The organism is Phyllobacterium lublinensis, assembly GCF_020164435.1.
GTDB lineage: Bacteria > Pseudomonadota > Alphaproteobacteria > Rhizobiales > Rhizobiaceae > Phyllobacterium > Phyllobacterium lublinensis.
On record NZ_JAIUDQ010000025.1, the window covers coordinates 16643 to 34582 of the forward strand.

A 17940-nucleotide genomic window follows, 5' to 3' on the forward strand; every position below is an offset into this window, starting at 1 on the left:
CGGGAATTCGTGTCCGAGGAGCTCGTTCGAGAAACCGTGAGAAAGAGACAGTCTCAAGTGGGTTGCAATGCCGTGGATCGCACTCGGCTGATCATCGGTATCGCGACGGTGAATTGCAGTAGCTATTGGTCCCTGTCCGAAACTAAGCAACTGCAATTGCTGTCGCTAAGCTAGACCTAAAACCAGATTTGCAATGCTGTTGCTTTGGGTGCGGAACCATCATTTTGGCAGCGGGTTATCCTCCCGCGACAGAAATCGCTGGGAGAGAAACAAATGAAACGTTTAGGGCTAGTCCTCGCGGCCAGCTGGTCGGTACGGCCAGCGCCCAAGAAGCGGCCAAGCCATTCCCGGATACCCAAACGCCCGCAGTCGCAACTCTTTCCTCAAAGCCGATTGTCGCGAGGACATCGGTGAGCTTGGGCTTGCCTTCTGTGAGCGTCCCGGTTTTGTCGACAATCAGCGTATCGACCTTGGCGAAACGCTCCAGCGCTTCGGCATCCTTGATGAGAACGCCGGCTTGAGCGCCGCGACCCGTGGCCGTCATGATTGACATAGGCGTTGCAAGGCCCAAAGCGCATGGACAGGCGATAATCAGCACGGACACCGCTGAAACGAAAGCATAAACCATGCTCGGCTCGGGGCCGATCAGGGTCCAGATGATGAAGGATACGATGGCGATCAATATCACCGCCGGCACGAAATAAAACGAGACTGCATCTGCCAATCCCTGGATAGGCGCGCGCGAACGCTGGGCTTTAGCCACCATGTCCACGATCTGCGAAAGCATAGTGTCGGATCCGACTTTTTCCGCACGCATGATCAGTGAGCCGCTCTTGTTGAGCGTTCCTCCGGTCACGTTTTCACCGGGCGTCTTCTCGACTGGAACAGGCTCGCCAGTGATCATCGATTCGTCGATTGAGGAGCGGCCCTCAATGACAACGCCATCGACAGGAATGCTGTCACCGGGGCGGATGCGCAGCCGATCACCTGCCAGCACCTCATCCAGAGGAACATCCGTTTCCGTGCCGTCTTCGACGATACGCCGCGCGGTTTTTGGCGCAAGGTCCAGCAATGCACGAATAGCCGATCCCGTGCGTTCACGCGCCCGCAGTTCGAGTACCTGTCCCACGAAAATGAGCGCAACGATGACGGCTGCCACCTCAAAATAAGTCGGTACTGACCCGCCATGGCCACGGAAGGAATGGGGAAAGATATCTGGGAAAAGCGTTGCCACCACACTGTAGGCGAAGGCCGCGCCGACCCCGATCGAGATCAATGTCCACATATTTGGGTTGCGATTGACGATTGAGTCCCAACCGCGCTTAAAGAACGGGAGTGCGGCCCAGAGGACGACGGGCGCAGCCAATGCCAATTCGAACCAGGCTGCGAGGCGTTCGCTGATCCAGTCGCGAACCGGCAAACCGAACATGGGTCCCATGGTCAGTAAGACCAGCGGGACCGAACAGACTGCGCTCACCCACAAGCGCCGCGTGAAATCGACCAATTCCGGATTGGGGCCTTCGTCTCCAGTCGGTACGCCCATCGGTTCGAGGGACATGCCGCATATCGGGCAGGAGCCGGGTCCCTCGCGAATGATTTGAGGATGCATCGGGCAGGTATAGAGCGTTCCAATCGGCACAGATTTGGGCCGCAAAGTGCGGCTGTCCAGGTATTTCTCCGGATCCGCCGTGAATTTCTGCTGACAACCAGAAGAGCAGAAGTGAAATAGTGTGCCCTTATATTCTGCCGTCCGTTTGCCAGCGTTTGGATCGACCGTCATGTCACAAACGGGATCGCGAAAAGCATCAGTCTTCGCATCGATGACGTTGTGATTAACGCGCGGTTCCTTTGCCATCGTACCGACCTTTCAGGTACGTCAAATATGATCAGGATGAAACATACAGCTTCCCATCGTAGGAAGGTCAAGCACGCTCCTGTCAGGGTCTCATCAATACACGAGATACAATGGCGGGCTACCATGAATAGGACTTTATTGGCCCGTGCACCAGTGGATGGCGTATGGGTGAATTGACGCTCCCCCCTCCCGTAGGGGGCGCACGATCCTCAGTTTTTGGTTTGCAATCCCTTACCGATACAATAGGTCATGAACTCGTTTGGCAACATTATGCCTTCGCCTTCGACCTCCACCTGTAAGACCGGATGTTTGTGCACAGCACGAAGGGCATCTTTGGCGCATGGGTATTTGATCGCGGTTATTGTCAATCTGCCTTCTACAATGAACACACGTACTGTCGTGTCTACGCGCGACATTGCGGTGCCTCCTCTGAATTTATCTAGATGAACATTAGATAATCATTGGGGTATGTGTAAAAAAGAGCCGGACTAAGAAAGCGGGTCACCACAGCGATAGGCCTACCGCTCCTACAGTTGGCGTTTGACATCACGCATGCGAAGGTCGAGCTCAACTTTCGCCGAACTATCTCGCTTGCCCGGTGCGCCTCGTTGGCGAGGCGGAAGTCAGCAACCTCAAGCCATCATCATTAGAATATGTGACGAGGCAAAGTGCGGTGGAGCCCCTTGTCGTCGAGCACGACGGCCTCGCCATCGAGGATCATGGTGGTCGGACCAAGGTCTTTGGCGGCTTTGGCGATGGCAGGGAAAAAGGGCGTCCAACCATGACCACCGCGGTTGATGATGCGCACGCCGCTGGGTTCCACATGCACGGCAAGTCGGTAGCCATCCCATTTGATTTCAAAAGCCCATTGGTCGCCCTTCGGAACTTTCCTGGCCAGTAATGCCAGCGCTGGTTCGATGCGTTGCGGCATTGGATCGAAGGGCAGGCGTGGCTGATCCCTGTTGCGGCTCTTGCCAGGCCGGCTCCTGAGCGGTGCCTCGGGATCGGCCAGAAGGCCGATGGTCTGCAGTTTCCGGGTTGAGCGTTTCGCCATCGAGCTAGCCAAGCAGAACTGCAGGGGAGAGTAAACTAGCTAATATTCTTGGAAGTATCCGCATCGGCCGCTTGGGCTGGTAATTCCAGAGCATGGGCCAATCTAGAACCGTCAGGTCAGGGGACTGTGCCTCGGCAGGCCCAGGCGACGTTTGCAAAAGACCTCGGACCGTCAGGTCGACCGGCCTCATAGGCGTGGCGAACGGCCGTATCAACGCGCACCCGCTCTGCGGCGTCGAGCGCGGCCACGTATTTGCCGAGCGGCCCTTCGCCCGCGGCAATAGGTGCCCAGTAGTCGTCGAAGCTTTGGTAGGTCATGCGGATCATCAGCTGAGTTTCCGTGACGTCCACGAGCTCTTGCTCGACAAACGCCCGTCTCATTTCGTCCGGCTGCATCATCGGTTGGAAACAATAACGTTCGCGCAGCTGACGCCCGCTTTCGCTAAGTGCAGCTACTGTATCAACCATCATTCGCATGCCTGGCATACCACCGAGATGGTCCCACACTGCCGCAGCGACTACGCCGCCCGACCTAACAACACGCCGCATCTCGGCGACTGCCTTGTCGGCCTCGGGCACGAAGTGGAGCACGAGAAGCGCCAAGGCACGGTCGAACGTTTGAGCCTCAAAAGGCAGCGCGCAGGCATCCGCCTGTTGGATCTTTATGCGCGAGTCTCTGTTGCGCCGGATCGCCTCCTTGACAAAGACCGGCGAAAAATCGATCGCAGTAATCTCATCGAGATTGGCGGCTTTGGCGAGCGCGAATGTCAAGCTACCGGTGCCACAGCCGACATCGAGAATCTTATCTCCGTCGGCCAGCCCGGCAAAGTCGATAAACAGGGGCGCGAGTTTTTGACTCCATCGGCCCATGAGCTGTTCATAGCCGGCTGCATCGTGGACGTTAAAGCTTGAGGTCATCCGAGCCTCCACATAAAGGTTCATATGCTAGACCTCATTGCGATGGCTGCCAAGAAGTCAGGACAATATCGCAATAGTCGTGACGAGGGATGCTTTAAGGTAGACCCATATCTGACCAGGCATAAGCTTTTGCGGGATGTCCGCGCATTGCCATTTCGCGAAGCTATGTGACAGGAAATCAACGATAAGACTCCCTCAATTCTCGCCGTCCGATTTATCTTCGCTGCAGTGAGCACAGAAGGGTTTGGATATGTGTGATAAGTGACAAAGCGTCGGTTAAACGATGCACTTGCCAACCAGATTTTCGGCAGCCTTCATGGCTTTGAGACGCGTCGTGCATTCCAACACAGGTGCGCCGTTATCAAGGAAAACCTGCCAAAAGCCTTTAATCGAATGCAGGGTCGAATGGCGGACGCGGGCGACCGGCAAACCGTTCACAATCGCAGTGTAATCGAAGTCTTGTATAAAGTCCCCGACGCGGGTTCGCTGCCAACGGAGTGTGGATTGGAGCATAATTATTGCCTCCTCCAAATCAAAAATACATCATTGATCGGTGGTAATGCTGGTTGAGCCAACCGGCCTCTGCATCGCAGTTATTGGGTGGGCATCGACATACACAGGCTGACCAGGAGCTGATCTGTGAGTACGCATCTGTCCTCCCACTTTATTGGCCCACCCAGTCGGATATCCACCTGAGATGTTCCTCTGCCGCTATCAATGCAGGGATGTTCCGCCATTGTGCGGTCCACACCAGTCATCCTGCAACCGCGCAATCTGCATAATCAGGCGTTCTTGATAGGCGGCTGTCTTCGCAATGGTTTCTTCATCGCGCACGCCCTGGTCGAAAAGGGTCATCACACGTCGTGCCAAGCCAGGGTCGTCTGGCTCCCGCCTAAGCTGAATGGATGCCTTATAGAGGGCGCGTTCCATCAACCTCCAGTCCTGGCGCGAATAATACATAAGCTTTGGGGTTTGCATGATGTTTACCCCCGGATTGCGTTGCGGCGGGAGCGCATGAGCTCTCTAGCACCAGCGGCCATGAAACACGTGGCGACTTTAGAAGTGTCTACCAATGGACATTTTGAGTCAATAAATCCTCTTTTGATCAATGGATTCGGGCACTTAAAGCCTTGTCGAACTGCTTGGAATAAGGGCGTATCGAAAATGATTATTATTCCTTGTCCTAAGGGTATAAGATACTCGCGCGTAAAACCGCCTATATTTGGATGATCCAAGGCCGCGCCGGATCACCTTCTTCTTCATTTATGGTCAGTTTATTTAAGGCAAGTGTCCACCAGTGGACTATGTATTGCTCCGGTTTTTGAATTCATTAGTTTCGCTGTGGGGTGCGCTGGATTCGAAGCAATCCCGCGGCGGAAGGAATTGGAATGCCCATCTCATTGCCTGCAATTGAGAACAAGTTGTTAAGGAATATGCGCCCAGACGACTTTGCACTGCTGGCGCCCCATTTGGTCAAACAGGAGTTGACCCTGCGATACCAAATCGAGTCACCCGATACACCGATCAGCGACGTTTTTTTTCTCGAAAGCGGCCTTGCATCAATCGTTGCCAAAAAAACGCCAGCCGGACGTGATGTCGAGGTAGCCATCGCTGGCATTGAAGGCATGACAGGAGTCTCCGTCGTGCTCGGTGCGCTGCAAACTCCCTATTCAGCCTACATGCAGATTGCCGGAAGCGGCCACAAAATATCTACCACCACCCTTCGAGGTGCAATGGACCAGAGTGCAACCATGCGTGACTTCCTTTTGCTCTATGTCCAGGCCCTTATCGTGCAAACCAATTCAACAGCGCTTGCAAACAGAGAGTATCTTGTCGAGGCTCGCCTCGCACGCTGGCTGCTGATGGTGCACGACCGAACAAGCGGCAACGACCTTTTGATCACCCATGAGTTTCTCTCAATCATGCTCGGTGCGCGACGACCCTACATAACCGCTGCCATTCATGTTCTGCAAAGCAACAAGCTCATTCGCTCGAAGCGCGGGCGGATTACCATTATTGACCGCAATGGTCTTATCCACCTTGCGGATGGATCATACGGGCTGGCCGAAAAGGAATATGCGAGACTTTTCGCCTGAAAAAAGGTCCGGACATCTGAGAAAGCCGTTCCATCGTGATCGGCCAAGCATAGTTGATTGCTGCGAGAAGCTAGTGATGATGTTTATTTAGATGTCCGGCCCAATTGAATCGCTCTGCAACGAGCCTGGCGCAAAATGCGGTTCATTCGGTCGGCCCAACTTCATCAAGTTATACTCACGCTTGACAGCCATGCACGCGAGGCGGCCGAAGTCCCGCTCACCTCGCTCGAAGAAAATAATGATGCTTAGGGCAACACGTTCGGCCAATGGATCTAAACTGGGATCGCGCCCCAGCAAGAAACAGGCGCGGCAATGCGCCCATTCAAGGGTGCGCGAGTCTTGTTGTGAGTAGCCGATGTCAAAGGTGGAAAAACGCATACTGCTCCTCCATCAACAATACGGCGGGAGCACGGTAATATCTCTCAAACGCCAGCAGCCAAAAACATGCCTGGCGACCCAAGAAGTGTCTTCTAGTTGACATAAGGAGTCAATTAATCCCAATTGCTAAATCAATTTGGGCGCCTACGCAGCCGTCGGTCGGGCGACTACAAATCTCCATCAAGTCTGCGTTCCGTGAAGCGGGATCATAAAAGCCGAGATCAACGCTCGTTGCTGGACAATCATTCGACTGAGATCACTTCTCCTGTGCGACGATCAACGGAAACGCGTATATCGTTGCCTCTGCGATCCGTGCCATCGACGACATACGTCGAACCTCTTCGCCTTACGTCGTCCACGTGGCGAAGTCCCTCGTGCCGAGCTATGCGTATGGCTTCTCGATCATCTATTCCCCGGCGGCGCATACTGTCGGGCTCGTTACTGCGATCAGTTTGATGCAACTTTAAGCCGTCCGGCCCAATCTCAAGGCTTTGGGCAAAGGCTTGCGGTGAAGCAGTTACAGCCATCAATGCGGTCACCCCCAAAATTGCGTATCGTTTGAACATCGCTACCTCCAATAAATGGTCGGGTTTAAAACCATTCCAACCGGAACACTCTGCTTCGGTGATAGTTCCCTCATCAAAGGAGACTCCCAATGGTTAAAACTCACGAAAAACTTCCGGAAAGCGATGCCAGAGGTCAATTTGCCAAGACACAGAACGGCGGTAAGAACGATGGAGTGAGCAGCGCAAACCCGCGCGTGCTCTCCGGCAAGAAAGATGGCGACGCGACGTTCAAATCTGATGCCAAGGAGAACGAGAAAGATCGTCAGGCTCCGAGCAAGTCTGACAATTGATGCCGGCGTACGCGCGTTGTGCATCTTCGTAGGACGTTATGCTAAAGAACTGGTCAAGCTTTCTTCGCCTGGAAAGGTCGAGACTGGCGCTTCTGTCGCGCTTCGAACATCATCGGCGACATTGCCGTTTTGTCCGATCATCTGGCTAAAAATTTGAAAGACGTCATAAGGTCGGAACCAAGTGGAAAGTTCGGCATTTCTGGGTATGCGCGATTCCTTTGAACATGTGATGATCAAATCTCCACGCTCAGGCATGATCCTCAACGTTACGTCCGTGGAGCAAGCATTCGAACTATTGGGACAATGCTGGACTAAACGTTGTGGGCCAAAACATGCAAACGCTTTGGAAATATGCACGAAAGCCTTAAAGAGCCAACTCCCGGTATATGAAGCTCGGCTTGCATTCATGGAGGCCGCCCAGGAAATCGATGCTTTAGTCATTGAAAGTACCCGCTCGACCACTCCACCGCGGACAGTCAGGAACAAGGTGAACGACTCTGCGTTCACCGATAATGGAGACCGCCCACCTCGCCAGCGCCAAGGTTAGGGGCGGGTCTCGATTTAGATCAGTTGGCCGATCTAACCACCCGGTTCCCGGCGGACTGTGTGGCATTGACTGTATTGGCCGTATCCGCGCCCACACCGCGAATGGTATTCGCGCAAGAGGCAAGCGTGGTCAGGGCGAATACCATAGTTACTAAAACGAGGTACAAGCGTCTCATGGAAATTCTCCTAAATTCGTTGATGTGCTTTGGACACAACGTTGCGCTGCCGCCCCGGTTCCGTGGAGCAAGTAGCATTACATCAGACCAGCTTTTCGCAGTGCGTCTTCAATCACGGTTCCCACCGGATGGGGGGAATGATGGCGACTGTCATCCGAAGCGGGGACAGGAAGATACGGGGAAACTGCGACACTTGATATTGTCTGTTCGCCAATCAAACCCCATGAGCTTGCGATATGAAATGTCGATGAGATTCCAACATCGAGCATGAAGGGCATGCTCACACCATTTTCCCCTGACTTGATAGGTGTGCCGTGGCCCATGCCAGTTATGGTGTGAGCCTCGATGCGGGGGGTGCCTGCGCTGTCGCTCCAGGTTCGACACCGGTGGTTCTGTAGCTGCGAGGTAATGATTGGGTTCTCGTCCAGTTCATGCAGATGCCACCACTGGCCCACGGTCGCTTCCATGTTGATGGGATCGACGGTCTTGTCAGCTGTACCGTGCCACACCGACAATGAGGGCCATGGTCCTTGGTGATCGGAAGCATGACGAACCTTGTCGGTCAGAATGCGGCTCTCTTTAAGACCTTGGCCCTGCATGCGTTCGAACGCCTCGGGGATATTTGATGCAGTTCCAAACGGCAAGCCCGCGATCACAGCGCCAGCTTTAAACAGTTCGGGATATGTTGCCAGCAATGCAGTCGTCATCGCCCCGCCTGCCGAGAGGCCAGTGACAAAAACTCGTCCGCTATCCAACGAGTGACGTTCGATCATAGTGCGAACCATCTGACTGATCGAATGCACCTCACCCTGACCTCTGGTGATGTCGGCCGTGGCAAACCAGTTGAAGCAGAGATTGGGATTGTTCACTCGCTGTTGTTCAGGAAAGAGCAGCGCAAATCCATGCTTGTCGGCAAGTTGAGACCAGCCAGCCCCATGATCATAGCTCGCCGCATTCTGCGTGCAGCCATGCAAGACGACCACGACTGCACCCCCAGGTTCGAACGTTGTAGGGACATATGTCCATGCCGTAAGGTTTCCGGGGTTGTCACCAAAGTCGGACATTGGTTGCAACCGCGTGTTCTTGCTAACTGTGATCGGCGAGGATTTTACCGTTCGCAGGACATTCAAGCGCTTGATCGTACTGGCAATGCTTCGCATGGAGACGTCCTTTTCTTCAACAACCGGGGCGGGTGTCGATCAGCGTCAACGCGAGTGCGAGAAATAGGTTGCTGCACTGCACAAAAAAATGGTGAACGCCGGCTACACCCGCGGGCACGCGCCGACTGATGCCAGCGGGCGGCTTACGTATCTAATGGATCAGAAGTCAAAGTGATGATAAATCGCGATTGCCACGCGTGGCATTGTCCGGCGGTTCAAAGACTTGGTCCATAGACCAAGTCTCCTGAAGCGTCGCCGTACCTACTCGCCTAAGTAATCACGGTTAGGCTTCAACTGATGACTGATTTCGCTTGTGGGCAAAGTCATCAATCGGATTGACGTTACCTAGATCGCTAGATTGTGCAACGCACAATTCGTGTTTGCGTTACCGCTTTTCGATTTGCGTCACCCAAAAGTCACAGGACGCTTCTGTGCTGACGCCGCGGGAACACTCCAAGACAGCGGGGCGTTAACGAGATCCACCTGGAGATCGCAAAGGAAGGGTGGCCGATCTCGCCGAGATCCCGTGGATCAAAATCCGGCGCTCACTATCGTCCTAAAAATAATCCGAGCCAGATCACAACACCGCTCCAAGGAACCATCGACAAGCTACTTAGTTAAGCAACGAAGCCAATATGGAGTGGATGTTGCCTGTTAGGCCACACCGAGACTTTGAAGCTCTACCGATAGGATCTGAGCAGCGACAGTGGCGATTGAGAGAATGGGGGCGCTAGTACGGGCATGTTCAAGGATCGCAAAGAGCAAACTTTGCATGAAATTGCTGAGCGACACGGTGTAAGCTCCGAGGCGGTCAAACATCTCTACGAGACGATGTCATCTGGTCGTGGCACATTGGCCCAATTCAATCATCCGGACCTTGGTGGCATGGGCCAATGGACGAAAGGTGGAATGCTTATGATCGGAGAAATGTTCAATGATGCGTTGAAGGCTAGAGTCGCGTCCATTTGCTTGGACGTCGCACAATTAATAAGTGCAGGCTCGGATGATCGGGAATCAATGGGTAGGCGAGCAGAGGTTGATCCAGAGGCCGAAACATCAAGTTATCGGTCAGGAGGCAAGTGGTGGCCTGAGCGCTGGGGACAACCCTCATCAATTGGCTCCCAAAACACGCTCCGCTATGCATTCTTTCCGGAAACTCGCCGACTGGCGGTGGCACATGGCTCCACCGTAACGCTCTACGACACCAAGGATCATCTCATTAGCGGTGTGTCGCAACAGCAGAGTTCTCTACAATCATTGCGCTTTACCTCGCAACACGGTCCGATAGATATTGCGGATCTGGAGATAGTAACCAAACCGGATTGATCTCCCAAGAGGCGGCATCTCATGACAATACGCTACAAGCTCGGTTGTAAGCTCTCCTACGAGGTCGTCAGCCCGACGGTTTTCATCTTTAGTCTTGAGGTCGCCCGGTTGCTTCGACACCGCGACTTGACAGAGCGCCTTGTCATTACTCCCGACAATGTCCGCCGGACCTACGTTACACCCGATGTCCATAACCGCTATGTCAGCATAAATTGCCTGCCGGGTCCCCTGAACGTTCACTATCAAGCCGAGGTCACCCTGGATGTGTTTCGCGCTGACCCCGATTCCGTCGCCGAGACACCAATTTCCGAGATACCGCTTGATATCATGCCTTTCTTGCTTCCGTCGCGCTTTGTGCCTTCCGATAGGCTTGCCGCTTTCGCCAGCCGCGAATTCGGGATGTTACCGAAAGGCCATAATCGGGTAACCGCGATCTGCAATTGGCTTTACGCAAATATTGCCTACCAACCGGGTTCATCCAACCCCCAGACCACAGCCGACGAAAGCCTGCTGCTACGGGCCGGCGTTTGCCGTGACTTTGCCCATTTGGGTATCGCCTTCTGCCGAGCGCTCGGCATCCCGGCGCGATTTGTAAGCTGCTATGCTTACGGGCTTGAACCCCGGGACTTCCATGCGGTTTTCGAGGCTTATCTCGATGGACGATGGTGGCTTTTTGACGGAACACGCCAAGCCAACCTCGACGGTTTGGTTCGCATCGGTGTTGGACGTGACGCTGCCGAGATAGCATTTGCATCGCAATTTGGTGACTTCATTCCCGGACCAATCAGCATAACCATTGATTCTTTGGAACCGGGGATTGCTACTACCCAGCGCACCATCGATGCAATCTCGACAGCAGAAACCGCGCCGAATGCCGGAGAAAGTTGATTTAAGGTCTCTGGCACGCAACGATCATCCTTGCGCAGTTTTAGTGGCTTACGTCTGGGAGGTCTGAGCCTGTGCCAATCGGTTTTCACCTAAGATTATTTTTCAACTCCATAGAGGAAGATTGGTGGTCTTGCTACACATCCGGAAATATCCCTGGCAGGTCATCGTAGCGCATCCTCACCAACCGGTTTGAGTAGCGGATAAGCGGCCGTCAGTCGTAATCTCGGAGCGACGGAACCGGACGGCCATCGGACCGTTTTGACAATGAAGCGATCTCGATGCATGGAGAAAAATCGTGACAGTTTACAAGTTTGCCTTGGCAAATGCGTCCTTCGAGCGTTCACCGGGGCAGCAGGCCGACGTCTTTGCCGGCAATGTCTTGGACCAACGCCATGGTGGACCGGTAACCGTCGGCTTCGGGCGATACGGGCCAAACCAAATCCTTGAAACGACCATTGCAGTACATGACACGATGGTGATTCTGGAGGGGCGGGTCTCGGTCACCAGCAATGGGGAAACGTTCAATGCGGGACCAGGCGAAATTATCGCCATGCAGGGCGGTGATCGAGTAACGATCCGTTCGCACGAGAAGGGCGCAGTGACCGCTTACGTTACTTACCCCCATTGGCAGGAAACCGAATCTTAGCCGAGGCATATAGCGAAGTTGGAGCCTATTTGAGTAAGGCGTGCAATTGATACCGTGGTCACCGAAAAAGCCCATAAGGTCGGCGCAAGAATGTGATGGCGTCCGGAGCAAATGGAATGCTAGCCACACTGGCCCCAGTTTCATTGCAGAACCGAGCCTTGTGACAATGCGTTATCATTACGAGACGAATACATCAGCTCATCGCCACTCAGATTCTGGACAGATAATATGATTACCGCCGTTTCCCGTTCAGTTGTTGCGCTCCGAACTACCATACCGGACGATGCATTTACTGCATCGTCGCTCGGTACGGTGAGGGAAGGTAGCGGTGTTGTAATTCGCGATGACGGGCTCGTGCTCACAATCGGGTACTTAATTACTGAAGCTGACGAAGTCTGGTTGACAAGCCAAGATGGAAAACTGGTTCCAGGGCACCCGCTAGCCTATGATCAGGAAAGTGGTTTTGGTCTCGTTCTGGCCATGGGCCATCTTGAAGTTCCTGCGGTGCATTTCGGAAATGCTGCTGAGGCCAAATCGGGAGATGACGTGGTTCTCGTCGACGGATTAGGTCGGTCCGTCCATTCCAACATCGTCGCAAAGCAAGAGTTTGCAGGATACTGGGAGTACCTTCTGGATAACGCAATCTTCGTTGCGCCTGCACATCCCTCCTGGGGTGGCGCTGCACTATTTGGTCCAAACGGAAAACTGTTGGGCATTGGGTCTCTAAAATTACAGACGATAGTGGATGGGGAAACGGTGGACATGAACATGGTCGTACCGGTCGATATCCTTCTACCAATTCTAAGCGATCTCCTCACCCAAGGGAAGGTCAGCAGGAAACCCCGGCCATGGCTTGGAGCCTTTTCCGCAGAAAGCAACGGTAAGGTCGTGGTGTTGAGCGTTTCTGAAGTTGGCCCGGCTGCGCAAGCCGGTCTGCGGCGAGGCGACATCATTTCCGAAATCCAAGGTGGTGAGATCGAGGGTCTTGCAGATTTTTATCGGAAGGTCTGGCAAAGTGGCCCAATAGGATCAGAGATCCCGATGAGGGTTTTGCGCGACGGCAGAGAAGCCTGGCTGCGCGTGAAAACGGCGGATCGCAATAGCTTTCTTAAAAAACCTTCGCTGCAGTGAGGCGGGAACCGGGTGTTTCCATCAGGTTCGACCAGAGATTCTGCTCATTGACATTTCCGGTCGAGGACATCACCTCGTGCGGAAATTTGATTTGCTAACACTCTAAAGCACGAAGAAGATGAAAATGGCTACTGGCACTGTTAAATGGTTTAACTCGACCAAAGGTTTTGGCTTCATACAACCTGACGATGGCGGCACTGATGTGTTCGTCCATATATCTGCAGTAGAGCGGGCTGGATTGCGTGGCCTCAATGACGGTCAGAAAATCAAATATGAGATCACCCAAGACCGCCGTTCGGGCAAATCGTCTGCTGACAATCTGAGCGTTGACTGATTAGCTACTGTCTTAATCGCGCGACATTTCGCGAGCGGCGCAAACTGGACAAGACACTCGCGGGAGGGAATTGCGTGCCGATTGAAAAGGTTTTCGCGCCCGTTTTGCTCTTCGTCGGTCAGCTTGGTCGCACCGCTACACTTGAAAGTTGCATAATCAGATCAGTGGAGCTCGATCGGAATACGGCAGCCGATACCTTTAATTGACGAACCGTACAACGACGCCCGGCTTCACCATTTCAGCTAGCTCCTCAGCGTCCCAGTTTGTCAGACGAACACAGCCATGCGACCCGACTTTGTTGATAAGCTCGGGATCAGGCGTTCCATGAATACCGTAGGTTGGCTCGGTTAAATCAATCCAGACACTTCCGACCGGCCCATTGGGGCCCTTGGCAATGGTGAGGATCTTATCGTTCTCCCCTTGCTTGAAGTTGACCTTTGGATTGTACTTAAAGACGGGCATCCGCGCGACGCCCTTCACCTTGTGCGTACCCTCTGGAGAAGGATTGTCCTCGCTGCCAACCGTCGCGGGATACGCTGCAAGTAGGACATCACGATTATCGTAAGCCGTGACCTGCCCAGCCGTCTTGTCGGCTTCGATGCGGGCCACCTTTCCTTGGCGCGGGGAACCCGGCATCGCTACCTGGACTGTTTCCCCAGGGACGAAATCTGAACCTGGATTAAGCGCAGTCAAAAGGTCGATATGCATATGGAAACGTTCAGAAAGCTTTTCGGCGACGCTCGTGTAACCCAAGCTCGGCATCTTCGCCTTTTCGCCGTAGTCTGCGGGAATATGGTCCACGAGGCCTTTCGCGTCGTCGGTTGTGACCGTGTAGGTGTCGATAATCGGGCCGCCCGTCTCCAGCCTGCTGATTACATCGGGGTCGATTGTGCCGTCCGCGGGCATCCCCATCATCTTTTCGAAACTGGCCACCGCTTGGGTAACGTTCTTTCCAAAAATGCCGTCGATCACGCCCGGCGATATACCCGCGCGATCGAGGAGAACCTGAAGGCGGATGATCGCAGGATCAGGATCGGCCGATGGTTTGGAAGCGCGCTCAGCAGAGATAGTGGACAGGGACGCAGAATTGATCGAGTCGGGTTTGACCTCGGCGGCTTCAGCGACAACGACGGAAACGATCAAGAGCGCGGACATTCCAACAAATGTTTTCATGGCCCTCAAATGGAGTTGCGATGAAGATGTTCCGAAAATAATTGTTCTTCTGTGGTTGCCTCCAACTCGCAGCTAGTTTGATCGTTCCCGATTCAATGCCAGGTCATCGCTCTGGATACGGGATTGTTGTTCACATATGATCATCCCGGTTTCTTGTTCATCAACCTGTTGCTCAACGATGTCCGGTGGTGGCGCATTCAAATATCCTTTCAAACATCTTTGGCGCTGTGCTCGTTGCTCTTTTTAGGTGTGTGGATATCAATTCGAGGGTTCAGCCGTTAGGTCCGCTCGGCTAATGTCTTGGCCTGTTGCGGAGGCCAGATCATAATGTTGGTCGGCGGGTCCGTTTAAACGCGCGGAATCTCAAGTTCTGCTATCGACAGTCCTCTCGCCAACAGCCGCCAGTCCGCTTTCGGCCCCGAAGCTGCCGCTTGGCGATCGTGGCGCGACTGACCGCTTCGCGCCTCGATGTCGGCCGTTGAGGTCAGTTTTGCCACCGCCTGAAAGCAGACATTGCCGACGACCACGCTGGAGGTTGCGGTTGCGTCGCCAGAAGGAGACTTCGCACAAGAGCATCTCTTCGAGCACTTCTTCAGCAAGCTAGCTGTTTGGGCGCGTCGCATTGCGAGTCATGCGCTAACGTCACGGTCTTCGTCAAACTCGCTGCCCGACTCGGATAGCGAAATCTTTACCACGCCCTAGTCCGGGTTTATAAAGTACATGTCCGGTGTCGACGGTGCCGCGCTCATCGCGATGCGCAGCACATCCGCGATAAATAGAGGCGGGACCGCGTCGCGGGCCAAACCTTCGATCCTCGATTGCAATTCCTTGACCTTGTCGGAGTTTGTATCCGCCAGATTGGTCTTCTCCGACGCATCATGCGACAGGTCGAAGAGCTCCAACTTCGACGGTAGGGTCGCCGCCCAAACCAGCTTCCAGTCTCCCTTGCGCACCGCACCCCGGAACGGTTCGACGTTGTAGATGACTTCGTCGCGCGGCGACGGTTTCCCCTGACTGATCGCGGGCCAGACGTCGATTCCGTCCAGTTGCTTGTTCTTGCCGAGCTTGGCTCCCGCGAGGCCAAGAAGACTTGGATACATGTCGACAACGTGCACCATTCCATTGACCACCCCGGGCTGCACCCTGCCGGGCCAGTTGGCCAACCCGACGGCTCGCGTCCCCCCTTCGTACAGCATCCCCTTACCGTCCCGATACGGGCCGTTGTTGGGAGGGAGATCACCTTTCACCGCAGACTCGCCCGCAAACTTCGCTGAGCGTGTTCCGCCGTTGTCGCTGTGGAAGACGATGAGGGTATTCTCACGCATGTTGCGCTTTTCGAGCGCGTCGAGAACGCGGCCGATCTGGTCATCCATGGCGCTAATCATCGAGGCATAGGTGCGGCGCGACTCGTCGGCAATATGCGCATTTCGGTCGAGGTATTCCTCGGGTGCCTGAAAAGGCGTGTGCGGCGCTGTGAAGGCGAGATACAGGAATAGCGGTGTTTGCGGGTCCTGGTCGTTGATCAGCCGAACGGCATCGTCTCCGAAGAGGGTCGTGTCGTAGCCCGGCTCCACGACCTGATCGTTGCCCCGATACCAGTCCACGACCCCATGCGCCTCGTGCTTGAAATGATCGATCTCGCCGACCAATGCTCCGTAAAAGTAGTCAAACCCGCGCTGCGGCGGCCAATACTCAGGCTTTGCGTGGCCGAGATGCCATTTTCCAATCAGAGCAGTTTTATACCCCGCCTCCTTCAGCGCCTGCGGCAGCAGCCATTCGTCGGTAGCAAGGCCGTATTGACCACCCGAGGGAATGACCGCGGTCTGCAACCCGTAACGAAGGGGATAACGCCCGGTCAAGAATGCTGCCCGCGTTGGCGTGCACATTGGCTGAACATAGAACTGGTCGAACTTAACTCCAGATTCGGCAAGCCCATCGATGTTTGGGGTCTTGATGTCGGAACCATGAAAGCCGACGTCCTTCCAGCCCAGATCGTCCGCGACAATGTAGACGATGTTGGGCGGCCCGGAGCCCTGCGCAGATGCCCGACTCCTCAAGGGCAAAACGATGGTGGCTGCAACTCCTGCGGCCAGTAGCGAACAGCTGCTCAGAAGAAGGTCACGCCGTCTTATCCCGCTGACATTCTCAGCAGTCTTCGGTAGCTCTCGACAGGTCATTTGAGTGTCCCCCATTCTTTCTTCCCGACGCAGCCTGCGGTGCGTTCGGAAATGAATGCGGGTGGACAGCAAAGGCAGGTTCTTTGTTTTCTGGACCCACCACCCAATGATCAGGAACTCCACTTAATTGTAACACAGCCCTCGTAACTACGGTAGGTAAGTTAGGAACGACAAGGCTAGACCCGCAATTTCTTAGCGGCATCGGCCCTATCAATGTTCTCGCGGCCAATGTTGGACAAAGGAGAACGAGAATGGGTAATGCACAATACGATCCTAAAGCACTGGGACGACCGGCTTTGAACGCTGGCCGAAGGGTTGGCGTCAAGAAGCCGCTAGAACAACGCCAGAATTGGGCGATCCGCTTCTTCCTCGACAGGGAGAGCAGCACCGTCCCAGAGGGAGCCCTTGGTTTTGGAACACATGGAGGTCCCGCCGTAACCCCTTGTCCGCCAGACGCCCCTTAGCATCATCTTCGGTTGCCGCGTCAAAAGCAACAATTCCTCGTCCTGAAATCTCAGCCACGTATATGGTCATTTTTCGATCCTTTCAGAACTGGTTGATGGACTCCTGATGGCTGAGAAAGTGCAGTGCAAATGCGCTTGCGCTGGTCGCTCCTGCTTCTTGGACTGCCAGCGCTCTAAGCCGGGTTCAGAAGATCTTGCCTCCAACATCCTTCGCACCATTGTGTCGTGAGCTCAGCCTTCGCCCTCCACCAATTTCAATTTCGCTTCAGTAGCCTTCTTACGAACCATGGTATCTCTCGCTGCCGCGCCCGCATCGGCCGAATGCTCCTCGCCGCCGGCGACATGCACCGTCGGTGAGGCAAATCCGATGTCGTTTTCCACGAAGGATTCGCGGATCATCGCGTAAGCCCGCCGCCGGATGGTGGACTGATGGCCTGGTTTCGTCATCATGGCGAAGCTTAGCTTGATGCCATAATCGCAGAAGTCCTCCACGCCCTTCATCTTTACCGTTTCGATGATCTGCGGTCCGAATTCCTCATCCTGGAGTAGCTCCGCACCGACCCCCTTAACCAGCTTTTTTACCTTGGCGATGTCCGCGTCGTAGTTGACAGAGATGAAGAATTTGTCGATGACCCAATCGCGGCTCATGTTCTGTACCGCGCCCAAAGAACCGAACGGAACAGTAAAAATTGGCCCGCGATGATGGCGCAGTTTGACAGAGCGGATGCCGAAAGATTCAACGGTGCCCTTGTAGCTGCCACTT

Annotated in this window: 17 protein-coding genes and 2 pseudogenes; 8 read left to right on the top strand and 11 right to left on the bottom strand. The window is 54.4% G+C overall.

Annotated elements, in window-relative coordinates; translation table 11 throughout:
• Nucleotides 1-379: 379 nt before the first annotated feature.
• The 5 genes and pseudogenes from K9U38_RS21335 to K9U38_RS21355 all read right to left on the bottom strand — a co-directional run.
• A pseudogene (locus K9U38_RS21335) lies at nt 380-1855 on the bottom strand (HAD-IC family P-type ATPase); the annotation flags it as partial.
• Between the two features lie 209 nt (nt 1856-2064).
• The gene (locus tag K9U38_RS21340) at nt 2065-2271 is read right to left on the bottom strand and encodes a hypothetical protein (protein ID WP_224496372.1); all 207 of its coding nucleotides are present in this window, start codon (nt 2269-2271) and stop codon (nt 2065-2067) included.
• 263 nt (nt 2272-2534) lie between these two features.
• Nucleotides 2535-2909, bottom strand: a pseudogene (locus K9U38_RS21345) (ATP-dependent DNA ligase); the annotation flags it as partial.
• A 116-nt stretch (nt 2910-3025) separates the two neighbouring features.
• Nucleotides 3026-3826, bottom strand: coding sequence for a class I SAM-dependent methyltransferase (locus K9U38_RS21350; protein ID WP_224496373.1), 801 nt, complete (start codon nt 3824-3826; stop codon nt 3026-3028).
• A gap of 714 nt (nt 3827-4540) precedes the next feature.
• On the bottom strand, nt 4541-4681 hold the full coding sequence (locus K9U38_RS21355; RefSeq protein WP_224496374.1) for a hypothetical protein: 141 nt from the start codon (nt 4679-4681) through the stop codon (nt 4541-4543).
• A gap of 533 nt (nt 4682-5214) precedes the next feature.
• Here K9U38_RS21355 and K9U38_RS21360 point away from each other — a divergent pair.
• Nucleotides 5215-5922 (top strand): Crp/Fnr family transcriptional regulator, encoded by a 708-nt coding sequence (locus tag K9U38_RS21360; RefSeq protein WP_224496375.1) that lies wholly within the window; start codon nt 5215-5217, stop codon nt 5920-5922.
• Nucleotides 5923-6009: 87 nt separating this feature from the next.
• Here the strand turns inward: K9U38_RS21360 and K9U38_RS21365 are convergent, their stop codons facing one another.
• On the bottom strand, nt 6010-6300 hold the full coding sequence (locus K9U38_RS21365) for a hypothetical protein (protein ID WP_224496376.1): 291 nt from the start codon (nt 6298-6300) through the stop codon (nt 6010-6012).
• A gap of 655 nt (nt 6301-6955) precedes the next feature.
• On the opposite strand from K9U38_RS21365, the gene K9U38_RS21370 reads away from it, so the two are divergent.
• A complete protein-coding gene (locus tag K9U38_RS21370) occupies nt 6956-7156 on the top strand; it encodes a hypothetical protein (protein ID WP_224496377.1) in 201 nt (66 codons plus the stop codon).
• Nucleotides 7157-7409: 253 nt separating this feature from the next.
• The gene (locus K9U38_RS22175) at nt 7410-7703 is read left to right on the top strand and encodes a DUF982 domain-containing protein (RefSeq protein WP_370632029.1); all 294 of its coding nucleotides are present in this window, start codon (nt 7410-7412) and stop codon (nt 7701-7703) included.
• 19 nt (nt 7704-7722) lie between these two features.
• Here K9U38_RS22175 and K9U38_RS21380 read toward each other — a convergent pair whose 3' ends face one another.
• The gene (locus K9U38_RS21380) at nt 7723-7848 is read right to left on the bottom strand and encodes an entericidin domain-containing protein (RefSeq protein WP_224496388.1); all 126 of its coding nucleotides are present in this window, start codon (nt 7846-7848) and stop codon (nt 7723-7725) included.
• Nucleotides 7849-7955: 107 nt separating this feature from the next.
• Nucleotides 7956-9038 (bottom strand): extracellular catalytic domain type 1 short-chain-length polyhydroxyalkanoate depolymerase, encoded by a 1083-nt coding sequence (locus K9U38_RS21385; RefSeq protein WP_224496378.1) that lies wholly within the window; start codon nt 9036-9038, stop codon nt 7956-7958.
• A 741-nt stretch (nt 9039-9779) separates the two neighbouring features.
• On the opposite strand from K9U38_RS21385, the gene K9U38_RS21390 reads away from it, so the two are divergent.
• The 5 genes from K9U38_RS21390 (at nt 9780) to K9U38_RS21410 (ending at nt 13363) form a co-directional block, all read left to right on the top strand.
• Complete coding sequence (locus tag K9U38_RS21390) at nt 9780-10364, top strand: SHOCT domain-containing protein (RefSeq protein ID WP_224496379.1); 585 nt, start codon at nt 9780-9782, stop codon at nt 10362-10364.
• 27 nt (nt 10365-10391) lie between these two features.
• Nucleotides 10392-11252: a transglutaminase-like domain-containing protein gene (locus tag K9U38_RS21395; RefSeq protein WP_224496389.1), complete on the top strand. Its 861-nt coding sequence runs from the start codon at nt 10392-10394 to the stop codon at nt 11250-11252.
• Between the two features lie 295 nt (nt 11253-11547).
• The gene (locus tag K9U38_RS21400; protein ID WP_224496380.1) at nt 11548-11898 is read left to right on the top strand and encodes an AraC family ligand binding domain-containing protein; all 351 of its coding nucleotides are present in this window, start codon (nt 11548-11550) and stop codon (nt 11896-11898) included.
• A 228-nt stretch (nt 11899-12126) separates the two neighbouring features.
• Nucleotides 12127-13029: a S1C family serine protease gene (locus K9U38_RS21405; RefSeq protein ID WP_224496381.1), complete on the top strand. Its 903-nt coding sequence runs from the start codon at nt 12127-12129 to the stop codon at nt 13027-13029.
• A 124-nt stretch (nt 13030-13153) separates the two neighbouring features.
• On the top strand, nt 13154-13363 hold the full coding sequence (locus tag K9U38_RS21410; protein WP_224496382.1) for a cold-shock protein: 210 nt from the start codon (nt 13154-13156) through the stop codon (nt 13361-13363).
• 198 nt (nt 13364-13561) lie between these two features.
• Here the strand turns inward: K9U38_RS21410 and K9U38_RS21415 are convergent, their stop codons facing one another.
• The 3 genes from K9U38_RS21415 to K9U38_RS21425 form a co-directional block, all read right to left on the bottom strand.
• Nucleotides 13562-14536, bottom strand: coding sequence for a L,D-transpeptidase family protein (locus K9U38_RS21415; protein ID WP_224496383.1), 975 nt, complete (start codon nt 14534-14536; stop codon nt 13562-13564).
• Nucleotides 14537-15234: 698 nt separating this feature from the next.
• Complete coding sequence (locus K9U38_RS21420; RefSeq protein ID WP_224496384.1) at nt 15235-16713, bottom strand: arylsulfatase B; 1479 nt, start codon at nt 16711-16713, stop codon at nt 15235-15237.
• Nucleotides 16714-17408: 695 nt separating this feature from the next.
• The coding region (locus tag K9U38_RS21425; RefSeq protein WP_224496385.1) for a mechanosensitive ion channel family protein at nt 17409-17940 on the bottom strand (532 nt) is incomplete at its 5' end.